The sequence below is a fragment of the Cognatishimia activa genome (assembly GCF_001458335.1).
GTDB lineage: Bacteria > Pseudomonadota > Alphaproteobacteria > Rhodobacterales > Rhodobacteraceae > Cognatishimia > Cognatishimia activa.
Genome location: NZ_CYTO01000008.1, coordinates 14,124 through 36,772, shown reverse-complemented (window position 1 = coordinate 36,772; position 22,649 = coordinate 14,124). Strand labels below are relative to the sequence as shown.

Here is a 22,649-nt window from a genome sequence, read left to right as displayed (position 1 = left end):
CAGCGTTTTGAAATGGGGTTTCGCAATGGTGGACGTCACAGTCATGGGGGCAGGTGCCTTTGGTTTGTCTGTCGCCTGGGCCTGCGTGAAACGCGGTGCCTCGGTGCGTGTGGTCGATCCCAACGGGGTTGCCGCGGGCGCGTCCGGCGGTTTGGTCGGAGCGCTGGCACCACATACCCCCGAGAACTGGAACGATAAAAAAGCGTTCCAATTTGAAAGCCTGATCATGGCGGAATCGTTTTGGGCTGAGGTGGAACACATCTCTGGCCTGCCGAGTGGTTATGGCCGGTTGGGACGCCTTCAGCCTATCGCGGATGAGCGGGCTTTAAACCTCGCTAAATCCCGCGCGGAAACTGCGGTTCCCCTGTGGCAAGGCAAAGCTGAGTGGCGCATCGTGAACCAAGATGACTTCGGTGATTGGTCTCCTGAGAGTCCTACGGGTCTGGTCGTGTATGACACATTGAGCGCGCGTATCCATCCGCGGCAGTCTTGCCATGCCCTAGCCGACGCGTTGCGGAAAAAAGGTGTCGAGATTTGCACCGAGGCGAAGCCTGAGGGTGCTGTCGTCTGGGCCACAGGCTGGCGGGGACTTATTGAGGTTTCAGACCAAATGGGTCGCATGGTTGGAAACGGTGTGAAGGGGCAAGCGGCTCTGTTTCAGCTGGATCGAAAAGGATTGCCGCAACTCTTTGCTGACGCGCTCCACATCATTCCCCATGCGGATGGCACGGTCGCAGTGGGTTCTACCAGCGAACGCGACTTCGACACGCCCGACCAAACCGATACGCAACTGGATGATGTGATCGACCGCGCTATCAACGCCATGCCGGCGCTCGCGGATGCGGAGGTTCTTGAGCGCTGGGCGGGTGTACGTCCGCGTGCCAAAAGCCGCGCGCCAATGCTGGGCGCTCATCCGACACGAACGGGTGAGTTCATTGCCAATGGCGGCTTTAAGATTGGCTTTGGCATGGCTCCTAAAATTGGAGAATGCATGGCCGATCTGGTGTTGTCGGGCCAAGACACAACCCCAGACGCCTTTAAGCCGGAGGCATCGCTCTAGCCCATTATCACGCTTCAATCTCGCGGCGCAGCGCCTGCATGAGGCGTTCAACGGAAGCTGTGTACCGCTCGGAAATCAATTGTCCGTGCGCATCAAATTCAGAGCCAGCCCCGGCAATTGCGACTTCCGATCCTGGCACAATGCGGACGCTGAAAGACGTCATGCAGCTTCGCAACATTGTTTGTGCCCGGATACCACCGGCGCGTCCTGCTGCGGCGCTCATAACGACGACTGGTTTACCAACCCACGGACTTGGCTTGTGGCGGCTCACCCAATCCAACGCGTTTTTTAGAACGCCCGTGATGCCCGCGTTGTATTCGGGCGTTGAGATGATGACGCCATCTGCGTCTGAAATCTGTGAAACAAGATTGAGGACATTGTCTGGCAGGCCATGACGGTCTTCATCGTCGCCATTGTACAAGGGCAGCTTAATGTTGGCTTCCTTGAAGTCAGCCTCGCCGTAAAGCCGCGCGGCTTCGCGTACGAGTTTGCTATTTACAGACTCTGTCCGAAGCGAGCCGGAAATTCCGAGAAGTTTTGTCATGTCATTACCTGGTTCCTATCGAGGGATAAGCTATGGCAATGAATCGTGCTGACAAGCCACTGATCGCGCGCAGGGCCTGTGCGCTCGAAAACAAGAAACCCGCCTGATTGGCGGGTTTCGGGAATTGATCTTTCCTATGCCTTAGCCTTGTGCGTTTGGAAGGATTACGATTTCAACGCGACGGTTTTGTGCGCGCCCCTCAGGTGTGAGGTTGGTTGCGATCGGCTGGTCTTCGCCGCGACCCACCGCGTCGATCCGCCCAAATGGCACCCCAGAGTCCAGAAGCACATCCGCGACCGCTTCCGCGCGTCGCAGGCTGAGCCCTTGGTTGTAGGACGCATCACCTACATTGTCGGTGTGGCCCAGAATTTGGATCGTAGAGTTCGGGTAAGCCATCAGGTTGCCAGCAATCGTGCGCAGATCACGTTGAAGATCGGTGCGCACAAAGCTGCTGTCTGTTGCAAAAAGGATGTCCTGCGGAAGAGTGACAATCAGACGGTCGCCGGTGTTAGTGATCTGGACGTTATCGTTGTTCAGATCGCGGCGCAGGTCAGCCTCTTGTTTGTCCAGCTCATTGCCGACCAACGCGCCGACACCAGCACCAATCGCAGCACCACGCACCGCGCCGCCGCCTTTGTTGTCGCTGACAATCGCCCCGAATATACCACCCACGGCTGCTCCGATTGCAGCGCCTTGTTTGGTGTTGGTGCGATCAATGCCCGCATAGTTTGGGTCGGTACATGCGCTTAGCGCCAAGGTTGCCCCAAGGGTCAAGCCGACTGCGAATTTCGCTCGGATCATGGTTGCCTCATTTTCTCAGGTCCGTTCAATCGGACGTTTAAGCTCTGCCCAAAGTCTGCGCGCGCAGGTGTTGACCAGCAAGGGGAAATGCGCAGGATAATGCCCAAAAACGATCAAATCGGCGGGAATTGGCTGTAAACCTTGGGGTTAGATCTCTGCTCGTGCGCTTTCGTAGGCAAGCATCGCGCGTTTCACGGGAAGACCCCAGTGATAACCGCCGAGGCCGCCGGTCTTGCGCAGAGCCCGGTGACACGGGATCAACCAACTGATTGGATTGCGACCGATGGCACTTGCCACGGCGCGCACAGCTTTTGGCCGACCGATGGTTTCTGCAATGTCCGAATAGGTGCACACAGAACCCTCTGGGATGGATACGAGCGCTTCCCAAACCTTGATTTGTAATGCGCTGCCCATAACAAAAATGGGTGTCTGCGACAGCGTCTCAGGACCACCAAAGGCAGAAGCTGCCAAAGGGTGAATTCGGGTCGGATCTTCTATAAATTCTGCTTCGGGCCAGCGCGATAGCATGTCCGCCATTGCCGCGTCCGCACCCGTTTCCGCAGCAAATGCAATCCCGCAGATGCCTTTATCGGTTGCCATAATCAAAGCTGGACCAAACGGGCTTTCACACCACGCCCAAAAAATCTGAAGAGCGGCGCCTCCGCGCGCGTAGTCTCCCGGACTCATTGCTTCCCATTTAAGGAACAAATCGTGCAATCGTCCGGTGCCCGACAGGCCAACCGACTGCGCGGTTTCTAGTGTCGTGAAGCGATCTTCAAGCAATGCTTTGGCGTGGCCCAAGGTGAGGTATTGCTGGAACTTTTTTGGCGATACGCCGGCCCATTTTGAAAAGAGCCTCTGGAAATGAGACGGGCTCATGCCCATCGCATCACTCAGCTCTTCCAGCGACATGTTTTGACCGCCATCGTCAATCAGTTCGATCGCGCGGCGAATGACGCCGTAGTGGTAACTTTGTTCCATGTCGGTCATGGGCATGTCTTTCATGAGTGTATCAATGGTTTCACCCTATGTGCTGGGGGATGTGCAATCGACCCGATTTCTGCGCATTTAAGGTCGATGTTTTGGTTCAAAGGTTCTACATCTTTGTGGACCCACGCATAAGAGATCCGAGCGGAACCAATGGCCAGGCAACTTGACTATCACACAATTCGCGAAATCTTTGAACGCTTTCGCGAGGCGGATGCAGAGCCGAAAGGCGAACTGGACCACGTGAATGCCTATACGCTTGTTGTGGCTGTGGCGTTATCTGCACAGGCCACCGACAAAGGTGTGAATAAAGCGACAGCGGAGCTGTTTAAGGTCGCCGATACCCCGCAGAAGATGCTGGATCTTGGCGAAGAAAAATTGATCGAACACATCAAAACGATCGGCCTATACCGCAATAAAGCCAAAAACGTGATGAAGCTCTCCAAAATCTTGGCTGAGGATTATGGCGGAGAAGTCCCCAACTCTCGCGCAGCCTTGGAAAGCTTGCCGGGCGTCGGGCGCAAAACGGCCAATGTTGTCTTGAATATGTGGTGGCAATACCCGGCTCAGGCGGTCGACACGCATATTTTTCGCTTTGGAAATCGCTCTGGCGTTTGTCCAGGCAAGGACGTCGTTGCGGTTGAACGGGCAATTGAAGATCACATTCCGGCAGATTTCCAATTGCACGCGCATCACTGGATGATATTGCACGGCCGCTACACTTGTAAGGCACGGAAACCCCTTTGCGGCACATGTGTGATCCGCGATCTCTGTATGTTTGAGGAAAAGAACCTATGAGCAATTACCAAGTCGTTGGCATTGGCAACGCTGTTGTTGATGTGATCAGCCAGTCTGACGATAGTTTTCTGGACCTGATGGGCATTCAAAAAGGCATCATGCAGCTGGTCGAAAAAGAACGCGGCGAAGTGCTCTACGGCGCCATGACCAATCGCGTGCAAGCGCCGGGTGGGTCCGTTGCCAATACGTTGGCGGGGTTGGGCAACCTAGGTTTGACCACGGCCTTTATTGGTCGTGTCAATGATGATGCTCTTGGCAAGTTTCATGAGCAGGAAATGATTGCGGGTGGCACTGATTTTCCAAACGCTCCGGTTGCGAGTGGCGAACTGCCGACCTCTCGGTCTATGATTTTTGTGTCTCCGGATGGAGAGCGATCCATGAACACCTACTTGGGGATTTCTTCAGAGGTTGGCCCTGAGGATGTATCCGACGATGTGGCCGGTCAGGCCAAGATCCTGTTTCTGGAAGGTTATCTTTATGACAAGCCGAAAGGCAAAGATGCCTTCGAGCGTGCAGCATCACTCTGCAAAGCGGGTGGTGGGAAAGCTGGCATCTCATTGTCTGATCCATTTTGTGTGGATCGCCACCGGACAGATTTTCGTCGTTTGGTACGTGAATTGGATTACGTGATCGGCAACGAGCACGAATGGAAATCACTTTATGAAACCGATGATCTGGGGTTTGCCTTGGAAACGGCCGCATCAGAATCGGGTTTGATCGTCTGCACGCGTTCTGGCCATGACGTGGTACTTGTCCAGGGGGATGAACAGGCGGCTGTCCCTGTGAACGAAATCGTGCCCGTTGATGCGACGGGTGCTGGCGATCAGTTTGCTGCCGGATTCCTGTATGGGTATGCGACTGGGCAGACACTTGAAGTGTCCGGACGTATGGGTTGCGTCGCAGCGGCAGAGGTGATCAGCCATTTCGGCGCGCGTCCAGAAACGGATCTAAAATCACTGTTTCGGAAAGAGGGCCTTCTCTAGAGACCTTTATCCAGTCGCCTTTTTTGATTTGGATATTTGAACCAAAAAGAAGCAAAAGCTGCGTTCTTTTCAGGCCGGTCGACCAAGCGCCGATGCTTACCTGAAAAGAACGTCTTCTTCTTGGACGGTCATCGGCTTCCCAGCCTGTACCGCACATGCAAGATTACCGAAGAGTTTTAATAAACTCTTAGCTGCTTTCTTTTTGGCAGAAATATCCGGGGTGAGGCCGAAGGCCGAGGGGCAAAGCCCCTCATGCCGTACCTATTTAATCACCCAACTTGGCGTGGATCTCGTCGAGGTCGATTTCGCCAACAGGTTTCTTGTTCGCTGGATTTTCGAAATCGTATTTGAACAGGTCAAAGTCGCGTTTGTAGATTTCGTAGACCAAGTGCATCGACAGGTCGTCGAAATAGTCTTCAATCGGGTGCAACCGTTTTGGACCGTGCCCTTCCGACTCATTGAACCGCGGCACTTCATCCAGATCTATAGCGTGTGGAATTTCTATACTGTCGAGTACATCCTGCATGCCTGCGTTGAAATCTTCCGTCCAGAAAATCTTGTCGTAGCGCCCACCATTCACGATAAACGTCGATACATGTCCGGAGCTTGCGGACCAATGAATGTCTGGATCCATAGGCCGTCGCCAACGGATGGTATCACGGGCAAATAGCAAGAAACGACGGAAGCTTTTGATTTGGTCAAACTCTTCTGTACCGTCCGGGCCGCCCACTTCGATCCCATATTGTTGGATCAACATAGGCACCATATTTCCACGGTAGCGTTTGCCATTGCGTTGTATGCCGCAAATCTTATCGAAGAACGAGCTCAAGATCCGTGAGTACGGATTTCGAACGCAGGTGAAAGAGTATGTCTCGCCGTTATGGACAACATCGCTGATAGAGCTCTTACTGTCATCCTGAGCCCACTTATGGAGCCCTTCCTTTGCGTCGTGAATGTCACCATCGAAATATTCTCCATGATCGGAGAAGTACATAATCTGGCCGATGGTCGAGCACGCGCATTTCGGAACAACGCGGTACACGACACTTTGACTTTCTGTCATCCAGGTGCCCGGGAATCCCATATTAAATGCCTCCGGTTATCGGCAACCTAAATTCTTCAGGTCACACATTTATTTAATCTTTAAAAAAGCAAATTATCGCGGTTTATTCAATCTATGTTCACCTATATTAGGTAAACAATCGGGTTAATAGGGGGTTACCGTTTCGACTATGGCAAAGATCGCTTTTATCCTTCTCTGCCATAAAGATCCCGAAGCGATCATCCAACAAGCGGAACGATTGACCGCGACTGGCGACTGTATGTCGATCCATTTTGACGCCAGTGCGAAGCCTGAATATTATCAACAAATTCAAGAGGCTCTCGGGGATAATCCTAATGTGACTTTCGCCACCAAACGCATCAAATGTGGTTGGGGCGAGTGGTCTTTGGTGCAAGCCACACTTTATGCAATCGAGGCCGCTTTGCGCGATTTTCCCCGCGCCACTCATTTTTACATGCTTTCAGGCGATTGCATGGCGATCAAGACCTCAGAGTTTGTGCACGACTATCTAGACGAGCATGATTGCGACTTCATTGAAAGTTTTGATTTTTTTGAAAGCGACTGGATTAAGACTGGGATGAAGGCGGAGCGGCTGACCTACCGCCACTTTTTCAACGAGCGAGACAATAAGAAGCTCTTTTATGCGTCTTTTAACTTGCAAAAGAAGCTCGGTTTGTCGCGCCAAATTCCAAGTGACATTCAAGTACAGATCGGCAGCCAATGGTGGTGTTTGCGGCGCCCGACGGTAGAGGCCGTAATGGATATGGTGAAGTCTCGCCAGGATGTCGTGAGGTTTTTCAAAACCACCTGGATCCCGGATGAGACTTTCTTCCAAACGCTTGTTCGGCACCTGATCCCCTCGGACGAAATCAGTTCTCGCACGCTGACCTTCTTGATGTTTACCGACTACGGGATGCCGCTGGTCTTTTATAACGATCACTACGACCTGTTGCTCAATCAGGATTATCTATTTGCTCGAAAGATCAGCCCAGAAGCTGTCGAGTTGAAAGAGCGTCTTGGTAAGCTGTATGCAGCCACTGGAGTTGAATTCAAAATCTCGGGCGAAGGCCCAAGCCTGTTTAAGTTTGTAACAGGGCGTGGCCGAGTTGGCCGACGTTTCGCCAACCGGTTCTGGGAAACTGAGGCGACCCTTGGACGCGAGCGCGAGTTGATGATCCTTGTCTGTAAGAAATGGCACGTGGCCAAGCGTATGCTCGCTAAAATCAAGCAGGAGACCAACGTTCCCGCCATTGACTATCTCTTCCAGGAAGAAGACACGGATCTTCCAGATTTGGGCGGTATTCAATCTACCATCGAAAAGCGCACCCGCCATCGGCGCGCGTTGATCCGGATGCTATTTGATTATTTCCAAACCAACCGCATGATCATCTGCATGGACCCGGGTTCCATCGACTTGCTGCACGATTTTTATAATGATCGTTCCACCACAAGGGCGTTGGAAATCCAATGTGATTACTCGGAAGATTACCTAAAAGGTCATGCAAGCCGTATTGGGTTGGCCGGAGAGCAAACGCCTCAGGAAACCTTGAACCGTATCCTGCCGACCATCAAGCGGGACATCGAAGACGAAAGCGATGCGATCCGTGATGCAGATTTTGAGAACTACGCCCGTATTCGCGAAGTCGATGAAATTGGTGACTTCTTAGGCCCGATCATGAATTTCCTGTCTGTCAGTGAGGATAAGGCGCGTGATATTGCGATGACGCCGCATCTTTTTGCTGATTGATCAGCGGTGCTTGCGCGGTTCTTCGTGATGTCACATATTTAGCGAATGTGATGCTCGCTATTTGAGGAATAAGCCATGCCGCTTGACGCTCCAGAAACCAAAGTTGTGGATGAATACCGCGTCGCTTGTGATGGCGGAGAAGGGGCACTGGGGCATCCACGCGTATGGCTAAGCATTCCCAAAGACACGGGGACAGTTGAGTGCGGCTATTGCGATTGCAAATACGTGCACCGAGATTTCGTGACGTCCGAAGACTAGACTGTTTCGGCTAACCTTCAGTTAGATATAGGTCTTTGCGTCCAATCGGTCGGAACGATCCAAATGCGGCACAGCGTTAAATTGTGTCAGCTGACGTTTTCCTGCGATAGGTTCCCATTTATGAACCGATGTATTCAAGGTTGCCAAACAGGTTTGTGTCCACGTCTCTAGCTCAAAGCCCAGCGTGTGCCGAATTGCCGTGCTAATAAAACCACCTGACGTGACCAAAAGCGCGGGACCTTCCCCAGATGCGATCTCTTCCATCACAGCGCTTACGCGGCCGGAAAACTCAGAATAGCTTTCGGTGACATCATCAAGGGCATCCCGCTCCCAGTGCGACAACAATTGGGTGAGCAAGTCGGCGAACTCTGTTTGAGTCGTCGGGTTTACGGCCCCGAACTGTCGTTCATATGCCGCACGCAGCGAATAATATGGGAACTCATTCAGTCGTTCATCTTGCTCTAGGGGCCCGTACCGATGTGACCCAAGGCTCTCTGCGGTTTCCCGGTGGCGCCGCATTGTGCCGCAATAGACTCTTGAAAATCCATGACCTGTATCGTCTAGGTGCTCTCCAAGCCAGCGAGACTGTTGATGACCTAGCTTGGACAGTTGATCATAGCCAGCTTCGTCTGTAGCGCCCGAATTGGCTTGCCCGTGGCGCACCAATGTCAAATATCCCATTTTGGCTTTTCCTGTCGCAGCGGTTCCGGTTCCTGAGTAAGTGGCCAAAGCGGATTTCAAAAGAAAAATGTTCACCTGCGCGGTCGTTTTCAATGGAACCTTTCAAGACCGCCGCTTGGGACGGACGTCATTTATGGCGCGTTCTCTGCGTGCTGCGTCGCGAAAGAGACATTTTCATTATGTCCTTTTCCGGTAAGCTGGTGGAACCAAGGCGTCTTTTTGCGGACAACCAAGGAGAAATCAGTGTCGAATCCGGTCACCTTCACACTCAATGGGAAGCGCGTCACAGCGCAGCCTGGAGAAACTATTTGGGAAGTTGCAAACGGGCGTGGGCTGATTATCCCGCATCTTTGCCACAAACCCGCGCCGGGCTATCGCCCAGACGGGAACTGTCGCGCCTGTATGGTCGAGATTGAGGGTGAACGCACGCTAGCAGCATCCTGTATTCGCGAGCCGAGCGAAGGGATGGTTGTTACGACTGACTCTGCGCGCGCCGAAAATGGGCGGAAAATGGTGATGGAAATGCTGGTGGCTGACCAGCCTGCGCGCGAGGAAGCGCGCGACAAATCCAGTCATCTTTGGGATATGGCTGACCTAAATGGTGTGTCCGAGAGCCGCTTTCCAAAACTAGAAGACGGTCGCATTCCGCTGCTGGATGACAGTCACGTGGCGATGAGTGTCAACTTGGATGCCTGTATTTCCTGTGGCCTCTGCGTGCGCGCATGTCGTGAAGTTCAGGTGAATGATGTGATCGGCATGGCTGGGCGCGGCCACGACGCCTATCCGACTTTTGATATTTCCGATCCGATGGGCGCTTCAACCTGTGTCGCTTGCGGTGAATGTGTTCAAGCCTGTCCAACCGGAGCCCTGATGCCGTCCAATGTGGTGGACGAAAACCAAGTGGGTGATCGTGCCGACTATGACAGCGAAACCGAAAGCGTTTGTCCGTTCTGTGGTGTTGGTTGCAAGGTCAGTCTGAAGGTCAAAGACGGAAAAGTAAAATATGTGGAGGGGATCAATGGCCCCGCCAATGAGGGTCGTCTTTGTGTAAAAGGCCGCTTTGGCTTTGACTATATTCACCACCCCCACCGTTTAACCAAGCCTTTGATCCGTCGCGAGGACGCGCCAGCCAAGGGGCTGAACGTTGATCCGGGTGATCTATCGACGCATTTCCGCGAAGCGACTTGGGAAGAGGCGCTGGATCTGGCTGGCAAACGACTTGTTGAGCTGCGCGAACAAGATACAAAATCCGTTGCTGGCTTTGGATCGGCCAAATGTACAAACGAAGAAGCCTATCTGTTCCAAAAGTTCATCCGGCAAGGTTTTAAGCACAATAACGTCGACCACTGCACCCGGCTGTGCCATGCGTCCTCCGTATCTGCACTTATCGAAAACGTTGGTTCCGGCGCGGTGACTGCGACCTTCAATGAGATCGAAAATGCAGATGTAGCGATTGTCATTGGGGCGAACCCAATTGAAAACCATCCAGTTGCTGCGACCTATTTCAAGCAATTCACCAAACGCGGCGGCAAGCTGATCGTCATGGATCCGCGCGGCGTTGGTATGCGCCGATTTGCAACCGAGATGCTGCAATTCCGTCCCGGTGCAGATGTGTCTTTGCTCAACGCGATTATGAATGTGATCGTGGAAGAAGAGCTCTACGACAGTCAGTATATTCACCGATGGACCGAAAACTGGGATGCCGAGAAAGCGCATCTCAAGGATTTCAGCCCTGAGAAAATGACCGATATTTGCGGTATTGAACCGGACCAAATTCGCCGCGTTGCGCGTATGTTTGCAAAGGCAAACGCTGGATTGATTTTCTGGGGTATGGGTGTTTCTCAACACATCCACGGCACAGATAACTCACGTTGCTTGATTTCGCTTGCCTTGATGACTGGCAACGTGGGCAAACCGGGCGCGGGTCTGCACCCTCTGCGCGGCCAGAACAATGTGCAAGGCGCGTCCGATGCGGGGCTTATCCCGATGTTCCTGCCTGACTATCAGACGGTCACCAGCGATGATGTGCGTAAGAGCTTCACAGACGTTTGGGGTGGTGGCGATTTCTCAGATGAGAAGGGACTGACGGTTACGGAGATCGTCGATCAGGTCTACGCGGGCAATATCAAAGGCATGTATATTCAGGGTGAAAACCCGGCCATGTCAGATCCCGATGTGGATCATGCGCGGGATGCTTTTGCAAAGCTCGACCTGCTGATCGTGCAAGACATCTTCCTCACTGAGACGGCGAATTTTGCGGATATCATTCTGCCGGCCTCCGCGCTTTATGAAAAGAACGGCACGGTCAGTAACACGAACCGCCAAGTTCAGCGCGTTCGCCCAGCGGTGGCCCCGCCCGGTGACGCGCGCGAGGATTGGAAGATAACGGTTGATCTTGCCAAGCGCATTGGTTTGCCTTGGGACTACAAAGATGCGTCCGAGATCTTTGCGGAGATGAAGCTCAATATGAAGAGCCTGGACAATATCACATGGGAGCGCCTGCGCACCGAAACTGTGACCTATCCATCCCTTCATGAAACCGATCCGGGTCAGCCGATTGTGTTTGGCGATGGGTTCCCACGCCCTGAAGGCCGTGCGCGTTTCACACCTGCATCCGTCATTGCACCTGATGAAGCACCGGATGCGGAATACCCGATGGTCATGACAACGGGGCGGCAGCTGGAACATTGGCACACGGGCTCCATGACTCGCCGGTCTCTTGTCCTGGATACCGTGGAACCAGAAGCGAACTGTTCGCTTAACCCACGCACGCTTAAATTGATGGGGGTTGAGCCAGGAGACACAATCCGGCTGACAACCCGTCGCGGCTCGATCGAAATCATGGCGCGCGCAGACCGCGCGATTGCCGAAGATATGGTTTTTGTGCCGTTTGCCTACGTGGAAGCTGCAGCAAATATCCTGACGAACCCTGCGATCGACCCTTACGGCAAAATTCCCGAATTTAAATATGCGGCTGTCCGCGTTGAAAAGATCGAAGCGGATGTCGCTGCTGAGTAGGCGTTTTCTTTTTGGCTTAAATATCCCCGCCGGAGGCACCTTCGCTTCGACGTTTTGCCATCGCTAGATCAGGGCGACCGCTCGATCAAATCGCGCGTAGCCTTTGCGCTGGGCGCGTCTACGCCGTCTATCTGCTTCTAGTGATGCTTCACGTAAGTTGGAAAACGTCGTGCGCGCCTCGCTGGCCTTGCCACCGGCAATACCCCACTCGGAAAGCACTGCGACATTGTCAAAGAGATCATACGCAATTTCGACCCGATAAAACCGTGGGCGACGCGCTTTGCGCCTTTGATACAGCAAACACACAGCCATTCGGTGGGCGTAACCTTCCTTAAACTTTATGAGAATCTATCGTGGCAGACTCTGCGGTTCAAGCTTCAGTTAAACCGAAACCCCTTGATGTCGATGGGTTTGCACTTAGGTAATCGTCAACGATGCGGCGTTTACAAGCCGTCATATGCTGGAGAAGATCGATGTCAGCACATTGGGATGATTTAAAAACTGTGATGCATTTGGTGCGCGGTGGATCGCTGTCCAACGCAGCGGATGCTCTTGGGGTTTCCTACACCACAGTGGCGCGGCGCGTGAAGCGGGCCGAAGATGATCTGGGCATACAGCTCTTTGATCGTATGGCGGATGGCTACCAAGCCACCGAGGCAGGCGAGGTCGTGGCGCGCAAAGCGGCCGCTATGGAAACCGAAGAACTCGATTTGTTGCGCAATCTAGTGGGTGCAGAGCAAGTTATTTCAGGGCCACTCACAATCACCGCCCCGCAGCTTTTGTGTTCTACGCATCTTATCCCGGTCTTTAAGGAGTTCACCAAAAAATACCCGGAGGTCGAACTCCATATTCGTTCCGACAGTGCGTTGCTTGACCTCAATCGTCGCGAAGCGGACATCGCCATTCGTGTGAGCGATGCGCCGGGAGATAGCCTGACAGGCCGCGTGTTAGCGCGCCAGGAATCCTTGCCATTTGCCAACGCTGAATGGGCTGATCGGATCGCGGAGAATACAAATGTCCCCATACCTTGGATCATCCCAGAAAGAGTGCCACCACGTTTCAAAAAATACATTCCGGAAATCCCCGAAGAGAATGTTGTTCTGCGAACCGATGATATGACCACGATGATTGAAGCGGCGCGGGCAGGCATGGGGGTCGTCATGTTGCCGACCTTCTTGGGGCGGCATTGGTCGGACTTGCAAGAATTAGACATCTGCGACGCCATTCCATTCCCAGATGTCTGGGCCGTTGCTCATCGTGATATCTGGCGTTCTGCACGCGTAGCCGCTTTCCGCGAAATCTTGGTTCCTTATTTCAAAAAACATGCCCACCGGTTCGTCGCTTAAACAAAGCCCCCGCTGGAGTTGCATCACAGCGGGGGAGTGGGAGTGACTTTCCCCGGAACGTTACTGAGGCAGACGGCCCGAGATTTCCGGTCTTGGAAGAGGAAATGAGTCTGAGATCTCCGATAGGCTCATATTACTTTAGATTGAATGAGAAATCTAGATGTTGTGTGTTGTTTCGACATATCCGCTTCATATTGAGCGAGTTCTTGCCGTTATTGCCAACTTACATCCCCTAAGAAAATGTAACCTGCACCATATATCGTTTTGATCAAGCGTGGATTTTTTGGATCTTCGCGGAGTTTGGTCCGAAGACGGGAAATGCGCACATCCATCGCGCGATCAAAGCTTTCGCCCGCTGCCCCGCCGAGCATCTCCTGCATTTGAGAGCGACTGATCAATCGTTTTGGGCTTTCCAAAAACAGACGCAGAACCTCCCCTTCTGCATGGCTGAAAGGGGTTTGGCCGCCTTCAGAGTCCTCCAACATATAGCCATCAAAATTGGCGACCCATCCGTTAAAGCTTGCAATGTTGGACTGAGCAGGGGCTATGGTTCGTTCTTTGCGGAGATGGGCGCGGACACGAGCGACGACCTCCATAGGGTCGAAAGGTTTGATGATATAGTCATCGGCACCAAGCTCTAGGCCTGTCACTCGGTCCTGAACCTGCGCACGTCCAGAGATTATGATCACGACAGCCCCTTGTTCCAATGCGAGGCGATGTACCAATGTCAGCCCATCTTTGTCGGGCAAGCTAAGGTCCACCAGACAGACATCGGGCACCGCTTTTCGCAGGCTTGCTTCGAATTCCGTTGCGCGTCCAAAGCTCGTGGTTCGAAACCCGGCGTCTTCTAGGGCGTCAGATAGGATTTGGCGGATCTCTGGTTCATCATCCAGAATGGAAACCAATGGCTGACTCACTGCGCTTCCTCCGGTCTAAGGAACCGCATGAGCGCATCTGCTGAAAACGGCTTTCGGATGATCGGCGCGCGCGCTGCACCCTCCAAATACAACGGGTGGTTTTCGGCGAAACTTGTCATCAAAAAAGCAGGGATCTCTTTGGATTGTAATCTGTCAATGAGATCGACCCCTGTTGCGTCACCTTCTACCTTGATGTCCGAAAGCACCATGGAAATTCCCGGAACATGATCGATCAACATTTCTGCCTCATCAATACTGCTGGCTTCTATGACCATGTGGTTTTGCGCTCTTAGTATGTCGCGGACCTCAACTCTGATTTCGGGGTCGTCCTCTACGAGTAGCGTGAGGCCGGGCGCCCGCACGCCGTGGAATGGACGCAATGGCAAACGAAGGCGCACCACCGCACCGCCATTTTCCGCGTTTGCAATCCGGACTTCGCCCCCCATGAGTTTTGTCATGTCATAAACCATTGGGAGGCCCAGACCCGTTCCTTCGGTGCCTTTAGTCGTAAAGAACGGGTCAAGTGCGTGGGCCAAGGCTTCGTCTGAAAAACCACTGCCACTGTCTTGAATAGAGATTTGCACCCAAGTGTCTTTGACAATTTCCCCGTGAACCTCAATTTTTCCTGCGCCCTGACAGCCGTCCCGCGCGTTTAAAATGAGATTGAGAAGACTGTCCTGTAACATTCCAGGGTCAAGCAAGAGCGGCTCATCAGGGATGTCGTTTTTGACGAGAAGATCGATTCTGTTCGTGAGCGCGGGACGCGCGAGTGTCTGAATGTCTTTGAGTAATTTACCCAGTACAACCGCGCGCATCTGAGGGGCACGTTGACCGGTCATATCGGCGAGACGATTGAGCAGATTGCCGCCGCGTTGCGCGGCGGCCATGGTACCGTCAATCATCTCTTGCGCATCGTCGGGCAATGGCATTTTCCCAAGCTTGCCCTGCATGCCCATGATGATTGTCAGTAGATTTGAGAAATCGTGCGCCAGCCCGCTGGTCATTTGTGCCGCGATTTCACGCCGTTTTGTCTGCTGCAAAGCAACGCGCGCTTGCGTTTCCTCAGTAACGTCCATCGATAATATATAGACACCCCGATTGCCCCCTTCTTCGCTGTCAGGCGTCAGGGCCAATCGAATGCGTCGCGTGCTCATGGGGTCGTTGAACTCAAATACCTTGGGAGTGCCTGCGAGGGCCGCTGTCAGGTTTGGCGAAATGATCTCATAGGTTTCAGCGCCGAGCGTGTCGCTGATATGCGCGCCAATGAAATTACTAGGTCGGCCAGGCATCACTGCAGAAAGGCGGCGGTTGGAATAGGTGTAACAGCGGTCGGGTCCAACATGGGCGATATGAGCAGGCATCATCTCTGCGGTGAGCCGCATACGGGCTTCACTGTCAGTGATTTGACGTTTGGCTTCTTCTAGCGCGGTCACGGTACTTTCGAGTTCTCTGTTTGCGCTGGCCAGTTCTTCGGAATAGCGGATCAACTGATCCGAGAGTTCTTCGGATCGTGATCTCAACAATTCCTCTTGGCGCTTGGTGCGCGTGATGTCTGTATAGACTGCAACCCAGCCACCTTCGGCCAGTGGGCTTCCCTCGACGCTGACCCAACGTCCGTTCGGTCTTTGGCGTTCTACGTAATGGGGTTCAAATGTCTTGGCGAGGTCGACTTTCTCTCGCACCAGCTCGTCTACGCTTTGTTCAGTACCATATTCACCGCGCTCCACGAGATATCGGATGACGCCTTCGAAACTCGCCCCCGGTTCCGCAAGCTCTTGAGGAACATCAAACATTTCTCGGAATTGCGTGTTCGCGACCACCAACTTCAAGTCACTGTCATAGATTGAAAGCGCCTGCTGAATCAGGTTCAGCCCGGACATGGTCATGGCATGTTTGTAGTCGCGATTAACCGACATTTTACTCCTCCTCCCTCATGGCTAACACCTGATTGCCAGCTTGGAAAAGGGGCAAATCCCAGTTGTTACAATTCGTTAGGATTGAGAAATGATCGCGAAAAAGTTGACGGGCTATCATGTCAGCACGCCTAATGGATTGGGGAGAATCGTTTAGGCGATTCAGCTCACGATTGTGGGCCTGAGGGAGGAAGAGAATTTGACAAAGTCGTCACCGGCGACCGATGGGCTTGTGTCCATCCCCGCGCTCTTGCAACGCAATGTGGAGCTTTACGGCTCAAAAACTGCGTATCGCGAGAAAGAATTCGGAATTTGGCAAACATGGACGTGGTCTGAGACCGAGAAAGAGATCGAAGCACTGGGCTTGGGTCTTTTGAATCTTGGTGTGTCTGAAGGTGACTTTGTTGCCATCATCGGCCGCAACCGTCCGTATTTTTATTGGGCCATGGTTGCGATCCAATCCATCGGGGCGGTGCCCGTGCCGATGTATCAAGACAGCGCCGCTGAAGAAATGGCGCATGTTCTGGCCAATTGCGGTGCGAAATACGCCATTGTGGATGACCAAGAGCAGGTCGACAAAGTGATCGAGGTGCAAGAGCGCCTGACAGGTTTTGAGCATATGGTTTACGTAGACCCACGCGGTTTGCGCAAATACGACCACTCAAAACTGCATGAATATTCTCATGTGCAAGACCAAGGTCGCGCGGCTTATGACGAGCTGATCAATGAGTTCAAAGCGCGCCGCGACAAGCTTACTTTCGATAGTACCTGCGTGATGCTTTACACGTCTGGTACAACAGGCAAGCCAAAAGGCGTCGTCCTATCGAACCGGAACATTATCAAGAGCGCGCAGAATGCGTGCGAGTTTGATGCTCTGGTTCGGGATGATGAGGTCTTTGCCTATCTTCCCATGGCCTGGGTCGGCGACTTTATCTTCTCGATTGGTCAGGCCTACTGGTCTGGTTTCGCGGTGAACTGCCCAGAGTCAGCTGAAACAGTTGCGTCGGATATGCGCGAGATTGGCCCAAGCTATTTTTTCGCGCCACCTGCGGTATTTGAGCGTCATCTGACCGAAGTGATGATCCGCATGCAGGACGCCAGCAAGTTCAAACAGTGGCTGTTTGAACGCTACATGGCACATGCCAAAAAAGTGGGTCCGGCTATTTTGGACGGAGATTCTGTAAGTGCGATGGATCGTCTGAAGTACAAACTCGGCGAGCTGTTTATCTACGGACCTTTGAAAAATACGCTTGGTTTCTCCCGGGTCCGCGTGGGGTATACCGCAGGCGAAGCTATTGGACCGGAGTTGTTTGATTTCTATCGCTCTTTGGGGATCAACCTGAAGCAGCTTTACGGTCAAACAGAGGCGTCGGTTTTCATTACTGCGCAGCCAAACGGAGAAGTCCGCGCGGATACCGTGGGTGTTCCATCGCCCGAGGTCGAGCTACGGATCGATGAGAGCGGGGAGATTTACTATCGTTCTCCTGGCGTCTTTGTTGAGTACTACAATAACCCGGACAGCACCGCGTCGACCAAAGACAAAGAAGGTTGGGTCGCGACCGGAGATGCTGGATTCATCGACGAAAAGTCTGGACACTTGCGGATCATCGATCGCGTGAAGGACGTGGGCAAGCTCGCCGATGGGTCCATGTTCGCGCCGAAATATGTCGAAAACAAATTGAAGTTCTACCCAGATATTCTGGAAGCGGTGCTGTTTGGGAATGGCAAAGATCGCTGTGTGGCGTTCATCAACATTGACCTCACAGCGGTAGGTAACTGGGCAGAACGCAACAACATTGCTTATGCATCTTACCAAGAACTTGCAGGCCATCCGCGTGTCCTAGAGACGATCCAATCCCACGTCGAAGCCGTGAATGCGTCTGTCGCCGAAGACCCAATGCTGTCTGGTTGCCAGATCCATCGCTTTCTCGTCTTGCACAAAGAACTGGATGCCGATGACGGCGAAATGACCCGGACTCGCAAGGTCCGCCGCGCCTATGTCGAAGAGAAGTTCAACGATCTGGTGGATGGTCTTTACGCTGGCCTGCCGGAAATCGAGACAACTACCGAGGTGACCTATGAGGATGGCCGCAAAGGCAGCATCAGTGCGACGCTGGAATTGCGCGACGTGAATGTTGTTCCAGCCGCTCCACAGAAGGTGGCGGCAGAATGATTGCTTTTGAGAAATTGACGACCAAGGAGGTGCATCATGCTTGATGCCTCTGATAGCTACGTAACCGAGGACGGACGCACGATAGGCGCCGTCGTCATGGAGATGAAGAACATCACCCTGCGCTTTGGCGGTGTGGTGGCCATTAAGGATATCAGCTTTGACATCCGTGAAGGTGAAATTCGCGCGATCATCGGCCCGAATGGTGCCGGTAAGTCATCGATGCTGAACGTGATTTCAGGCTTCTACAATCCGCAAGAAGGGCAGGTCTTTTACAAAGGCAAACAACGTCCTCAGATGCGCCCCTACCAAGTGGCGCGACAGGGGATTGCGCGGACCTTCCAGAATATCGCGTTGTTTGAAGGCATGACCGTGCTCGATAACATCATGACGGGCCGTCTGCACCACACAAAAGCAAATATCTGGCAGCAGGCTTTCTGGAAAGGCAAGGCTGAGGCAGAAGAGGTCGCCAACCGAGAAGTGGTTGAAAAGATTATCGACTTCCTCGAAATCCAATCGATCCGCAAAACCCCGGTTGGGCGCTTGCCTTACGGCTTGAAGAAACGCGTTGAACTTGCTCGCGCGCTGGCGGCAGAGCCATCCATTCTGCTGCTTGATGAGCCTATGGCCGGCATGAACGTCGAAGAAAAAGAGGACATGAGCCGCTTTATTCTCGACGTGAATGACGAGTTCGGCACCACGATTGCTTTGATCGAACACGACATGGGCGTGGTGATGGATCTGTCTGACCGGGTGGTTGTGATGGATTACGGCCAAAAGATCGGCGACGGCACCCCGGATGAGGTGCGCAACAACCAAGCCGTCATCGACGCCTATTTGGGGGTCGCACATGACTAATCAAGAATACATGACAGTAGGGGGCCGCATCGATGCCTGACCAGTTGATTTTTGGCATGGAGGTTTTCCTCAACGGCCTGATGGCCGGGGTGCTTTATGCGCTTGTCGCGCTGGGCTTTGTGTTGATCTATAAAGCGTCCGGGATCTTTAACTACGCCCAAGGTGTTATGGCACTGTTTTCCGCGCTGACGCTTGTTGGGATCATGGAAGGGCAGATCCCGTTTGCCCACCTGATCAACGCCATCTTTGGCACGGAATTGCATCACTTCGGTTGGCACGTTCCGGGCATTCTGGCGATCGTTTTGACGATGGCTGTGATGGTGCTGTTGGCGATCTGCGTGCAGAAATTCGTGTTCCGTCATCTGGTGGGGCAGGAACCGATCATCCTGTTTATGGCAACCATCGGTCTGGCCTATTTCCTTGAAGGCGTAGGCGACCTGATGTGGGGGTCGGAGATTAAGAAGCTCGACGTTGGTCTGCCGCAGGGCATCAACCTCGCCATTGATGAAACCACCTTTGGCTGGTTCGGCTACGGGTTCTTTATCGACAACCTCGATATTGTGGCCACCATCATTGCGGCTTTGCTTGTGGCAGTGCTTGTGATTTTTGCCCAATACACCAAACAGGGCCGTGCTATGCGCGCTGTGGCCGACGATCACCAAGCGGCGCTCTCTGTTGGTGTTTCCCTCAACTTCATTTGGGTCATGGTGTGGTCCGTTGCAGGGTTTGTCGCGCTGGTGGCTGGGATAATGTGGGGCACAAAATCGGGCGTTCAGTTCTCGCTATCCTTGATTGCTTTGAAGGCTCTACCTGTTCTGATGCTCGGTGGGTTTACCTCGATCCCAGGGGCCATCGTTGGTGGCTTGATCATCGGTGTCGGCGAGAAACTATTTGAATTCGCAATTGGCCCACTTGTGGGCGGCGCGACAGAAAATTGGTTCGCCTATGTGCTGGCCCTGATCTTCTTGGTGTTCCGCCCGCAGGGCTTGTTTGGGGAGAAGATCATTGAACGTGTTTGACGTCACTTCCCTAAACCACAACGCAACCCAAACGGAGTTTTGAGAGATGTTCTATCGTGAAGCGGGCGATTTCAAAACGTCCTACAGAGAAGACAACCAGACCTTCCCGATCAAGTTCGACCGGTATCGTTATTATTCGGTGATGTTTGCGGCTTTTGCAGTCGTGCCATTCCTGATCAACGACTACTGGGTCAACGCGATCTTCCTGCCGTTCCTAATTTACTCAATCGCGGCGATCGGCCTCAATATCCTGACGGGCTACTGCGGTCAGGTGAGCCTCGGGACCGGTGGGTTCATGGCTGTGGGGGCCTATGGCTGCTACAAACTCATGACCGCCTTCCCAGAGGTTAGTATCCTGATCCATGTGATCTTGGCTGGCGGTGTCACAGGCATGGTCTGCGTACTCTTCGGCTTGCCATCCCTGCGCATCAAAGGCTTCTACCTCGCGGTTGCGACACTGGCGGCGCAGTTCTTCTTGGTCTGGCTCTTTAACCGAGTGCCTTGGTTCTACAACTACTCTGCGTCCGGTCAAATCAACGCCCCAGAACGCACCATCTTCGGTATCGCCGTGACAGGGCCAAACACGCAGGCTTGGGCGACGTATCTGTTCTGTCTGGTCATCGTGACGGTCTGTGCATTGGTGGCGCGCAATTTGACGCGCGGCATGCAGGGACGCCAATGGATGGCGATCCGGGATATGGATATTGCGGCAGAAATCATCGGTGTGAACCCTCTAAAAGCCAAGATCTCAGCCTTTGCAGTCTCTGGTTTCTTTGTCGGTATCGCGGGGGCTCTGCTCTTTGCTGTCTACCTCGGCGCGGCAGAAGCGGGCGACAGCTTTGGCATCACCAAATCATTCTTGGTGCTCTTCATGATTATTATCGGCGGCTTGGGCTCGATCTTTGGCAGCTTTGCCGGAGCGGCGTTCCTCGTCCTATTGCCGGTCTTCTTGAAGAACGTGCTGGTAGGCTGGCTCGGCTGGCCAACGGATATGGCGGCGCATCTGGAATTCATCATTGTGGGGGCTTTGATCGTGATCTTCTTGATCGCAGAGCCTCACGGCCTCGCCCAACTCTGGCGCGTGGCGAAAGAAAAGCTACGGCTCTGGCCCTTCCCACACTGAGTGGGGCCACAGCCAATCCATAAACCAAGAGGCAGAGGAGGCCTCACCCATCGAATTCACTTAGGGAGGAGAAAATCGATGAAATTAAAACTGGCAACCCTGGCGCTTGGCGCCACAATGGCGGCAGCGCCTGTGATGGCGGACCTCGTGTTCCCATCGCTCAGCTATCGCACCGGTCCATTCGCAGCGGGCGGTATCCCATTCGCTGACGGTTATGCCGATTACTTCACCTTGCTCAACGAACGCGACGGCGGCATCGGCGGCGAAATGGCCAGCGTGCCAGAGTGCGAGACCGCCTATAACACCGAAAAAGGCGTGGAATGCTACGAGGCCACAAAGGACTCTGGCGCGTTGATTTATCAGCCGCTGTCAACTGGCATTACCTATCAGCTCATCCCGAAAGTGACCGCAGATGGCATCCCGCTGCACACGATGGGATATGGCCGGACTTCTGCGAAGAACGGTAAGGTCTTTAGCCACGTCTTTAACTATCCAGTGAACTACTGGGATGGGGCATCTGTGGGTGTGAACCACTTCATGAAACAAGCTGGCGGGTCGCTGGAAGGCAAGAAGATCACGCTCCTGCACTTTAACGGTGCCTATGGTCGTGAGCCGATCCCTACGCTTGAAGCCCTGTCTGCAAAGCATGGTTTTGACTTTAACGCGATCCCGATTGACTACCCGGGTCAGGAGCAAAAGTCCCAGTGGCTGCAAATCCGTCGTGAGCGTCCAGACTTCATCTTGTTCTGGGGCTGGGGTGTCATGAACCAGGTTGCGGTGCAAGAAGCCGCCAACATCCGTTTCCCGATGGAAAACTTCATGGGCATCTGGTGGTCTGGCTCTGAAAATGACGTGATCCCAGCAGGGGATGGGGCGAATGGCTACAAATCGCTGCAGTTCCACAATGTGGGCAATGACTTCCCAGTCTTTGACGACATCCAGAAATACGTTGTCGATGCGGGCAAAGCAGCGGGTGCAGGCGATCAAGTTGGTACGGTTCTTTATAACCGTGGTGTTTACGCAGCCTTTCTTGCAGCGGAAGCGGCAAAACAAGCTCAGGCGGCAAATGGCACCTCAGCGATCGACGCGTCCATGATGCGTGATGCAATGGAAAGCCTGGAAATCACTGCGGCCACCATGGAAGCTGCTGGCCTGCCTGGCTTTGGTCCAGAGTTCAAAGTGTCTTGTGAAAACCACGGTGGCGACGGCCTTGCCGCTGTTGGCCAGTGGGACGCTGCTTCTCAATCCTGGAGCCTGATCTCTGACTTTGAGCCGTCTGATGGTTCTGTGATCGGCCCATTGGTTGATGCGGACTCCGCGGCTTACGCCGAAGAAAACAAAGTTGCGATGAGCTGCAACTAAA

The 22,649-nt window shown here is 53.5% G+C and carries 20 protein-coding genes; 12 read left to right on the top strand and 8 right to left on the bottom strand.

Annotated elements, in window-relative coordinates:
• The first annotated feature begins 25 nt into the window (after positions 1–25).
• Positions 26–1,060, top strand: coding sequence for an NAD(P)/FAD-dependent oxidoreductase (locus TA5113_RS03690; RefSeq protein ID WP_058313759.1), 1,035 nt, complete (start codon positions 26–28; stop codon positions 1,058–1,060).
• 7 nt (positions 1,061–1,067) lie between these two features.
• Here TA5113_RS03690 and TA5113_RS03685 read toward each other — a convergent pair whose 3' ends face one another.
• The 3 genes from TA5113_RS03685 to TA5113_RS03675 all read right to left on the bottom strand — a co-directional run bounded on the left by TA5113_RS03685 (position 1,068) and on the right by TA5113_RS03675 (position 3,401).
• Positions 1,068–1,604, bottom strand: coding sequence for an NADPH-dependent FMN reductase (locus tag TA5113_RS03685; protein ID WP_058313355.1), 537 nt, complete (start codon positions 1,602–1,604; stop codon positions 1,068–1,070).
• A 141-nt stretch (positions 1,605–1,745) separates the two neighbouring features.
• Entirely contained in the window at positions 1,746–2,405 is a 660-nt protein-coding gene (locus TA5113_RS03680; RefSeq protein ID WP_058313354.1) for a YiaD family glycine zipper/OmpA-like lipoprotein, read from the bottom strand.
• Positions 2,406–2,552: 147 nt separating this feature from the next.
• A complete protein-coding gene (locus tag TA5113_RS03675; RefSeq protein WP_058313758.1) occupies positions 2,553–3,401 on the bottom strand; it encodes a bifunctional helix-turn-helix domain-containing protein/methylated-DNA--[protein]-cysteine S-methyltransferase in 849 nt (282 codons plus the stop codon).
• 144 nt (positions 3,402–3,545) lie between these two features.
• On the opposite strand from TA5113_RS03675, the gene nth reads away from it, so the two are divergent.
• On the top strand, positions 3,546–4,190 hold the full coding sequence (gene nth / locus TA5113_RS03670; RefSeq protein WP_058313353.1) for an endonuclease III: 645 nt from the start codon (positions 3,546–3,548) through the stop codon (positions 4,188–4,190).
• Positions 4,187–5,173: an adenosine kinase gene (locus tag TA5113_RS03665; protein ID WP_058313352.1), complete on the top strand. Its 987-nt coding sequence runs from the start codon at positions 4,187–4,189 to the stop codon at positions 5,171–5,173. The genes nth and TA5113_RS03665 overlap by 4 nt, the downstream gene beginning before the upstream one ends.
• Positions 5,174–5,438: 265 nt before the next feature.
• On the opposite strand, the gene TA5113_RS03660 is transcribed toward TA5113_RS03665, so the two are convergent.
• A complete protein-coding gene (locus TA5113_RS03660) occupies positions 5,439–6,257 on the bottom strand; it encodes a sulfotransferase family protein (RefSeq protein ID WP_058313351.1) in 819 nt (272 codons plus the stop codon).
• A 148-nt stretch (positions 6,258–6,405) separates the two neighbouring features.
• Here TA5113_RS03660 and TA5113_RS03655 point away from each other — a divergent pair, with 148 nt between their 5' ends.
• Together TA5113_RS03655 and TA5113_RS03650 are read left to right on the top strand one after the other, a co-directional pair.
• Positions 6,406–7,983 carry a DUF5928 domain-containing protein gene (locus TA5113_RS03655; RefSeq protein ID WP_058313350.1) on the top strand — a complete coding sequence of 526 codons (1,578 nt, stop codon included), beginning with the start codon at positions 6,406–6,408 and terminating at the stop codon, positions 7,981–7,983.
• Between the two features lie 75 nt (positions 7,984–8,058).
• On the top strand, positions 8,059–8,241 hold the full coding sequence (locus tag TA5113_RS03650; protein WP_058313349.1) for a zinc-finger domain-containing protein: 183 nt from the start codon (positions 8,059–8,061) through the stop codon (positions 8,239–8,241).
• Between the two features lie 21 nt (positions 8,242–8,262).
• Here TA5113_RS03650 and TA5113_RS03645 read toward each other — a convergent pair whose 3' ends face one another.
• On the bottom strand, positions 8,263–8,997 hold the full coding sequence (locus TA5113_RS03645; RefSeq protein ID WP_131726465.1) for a histidine phosphatase family protein: 735 nt from the start codon (positions 8,995–8,997) through the stop codon (positions 8,263–8,265).
• A 168-nt stretch (positions 8,998–9,165) separates the two neighbouring features.
• Between TA5113_RS03645 and fdhF the strand changes: the two genes are divergently transcribed.
• On the top strand, positions 9,166–11,940 hold the full coding sequence (gene fdhF, locus TA5113_RS03640) for a formate dehydrogenase subunit alpha (RefSeq protein ID WP_058313347.1): 2,775 nt from the start codon (positions 9,166–9,168) through the stop codon (positions 11,938–11,940).
• A 63-nt stretch (positions 11,941–12,003) separates the two neighbouring features.
• Here the strand turns inward: fdhF and TA5113_RS03635 are convergent, their stop codons facing one another.
• Complete coding sequence (locus TA5113_RS03635) at positions 12,004–12,252, bottom strand: WGR domain-containing protein (RefSeq protein WP_058313346.1); 249 nt, start codon at positions 12,250–12,252, stop codon at positions 12,004–12,006.
• 161 nt (positions 12,253–12,413) lie between these two features.
• On the opposite strand from TA5113_RS03635, the gene TA5113_RS03630 reads away from it, so the two are divergent.
• The gene (locus tag TA5113_RS03630) at positions 12,414–13,286 is read left to right on the top strand and encodes a LysR family transcriptional regulator (RefSeq protein WP_058313345.1); all 873 of its coding nucleotides are present in this window, start codon (positions 12,414–12,416) and stop codon (positions 13,284–13,286) included.
• Positions 13,287–13,498: 212 nt separating this feature from the next.
• On the opposite strand, the gene TA5113_RS03625 is transcribed toward TA5113_RS03630, so the two are convergent.
• Positions 13,499–14,203 (bottom strand): response regulator transcription factor, encoded by a 705-nt coding sequence (locus TA5113_RS03625; RefSeq protein ID WP_058313344.1) that lies wholly within the window; start codon positions 14,201–14,203, stop codon positions 13,499–13,501.
• A complete protein-coding gene (locus TA5113_RS03620) occupies positions 14,200–16,119 on the bottom strand; it encodes a PAS-domain containing protein (protein ID WP_058313343.1) in 1,920 nt (639 codons plus the stop codon). Before TA5113_RS03620 ends, TA5113_RS03625 begins: the two co-directional genes overlap by 4 nt.
• 196 nt (positions 16,120–16,315) lie before the next feature.
• On the opposite strand from TA5113_RS03620, the gene TA5113_RS03615 reads away from it, so the two are divergent.
• The 5 genes from TA5113_RS03615 to TA5113_RS03595 all read left to right on the top strand — a co-directional run bounded on the left by TA5113_RS03615 (position 16,316) and on the right by TA5113_RS03595 (position 22,648).
• The gene (locus tag TA5113_RS03615; RefSeq protein WP_058313757.1) at positions 16,316–18,289 is read left to right on the top strand and encodes an AMP-binding protein; all 1,974 of its coding nucleotides are present in this window, start codon (positions 16,316–16,318) and stop codon (positions 18,287–18,289) included.
• A 36-nt stretch (positions 18,290–18,325) separates the two neighbouring features.
• Entirely contained in the window at positions 18,326–19,144 is an 819-nt protein-coding gene (locus tag TA5113_RS03610) for an ABC transporter ATP-binding protein (protein WP_058313342.1), read from the top strand.
• 32 nt (positions 19,145–19,176) lie between these two features.
• Positions 19,177–20,163 carry a branched-chain amino acid ABC transporter permease gene (locus TA5113_RS03605; RefSeq protein WP_058313341.1) on the top strand — a complete coding sequence of 329 codons (987 nt, stop codon included), beginning with the start codon at positions 19,177–19,179 and terminating at the stop codon, positions 20,161–20,163.
• Positions 20,164–20,209: 46 nt separating this feature from the next.
• Positions 20,210–21,286 (top strand): branched-chain amino acid ABC transporter permease, encoded by a 1,077-nt coding sequence (locus TA5113_RS03600; protein ID WP_058313340.1) that lies wholly within the window; start codon positions 20,210–20,212, stop codon positions 21,284–21,286.
• Positions 21,287–21,364: 78 nt separating this feature from the next.
• Positions 21,365–22,648 (top strand): ABC transporter substrate-binding protein, encoded by a 1,284-nt coding sequence (locus TA5113_RS03595; protein WP_058313339.1) that lies wholly within the window; start codon positions 21,365–21,367, stop codon positions 22,646–22,648.
• Position 22,649: the final 1 nt, after the last annotated feature.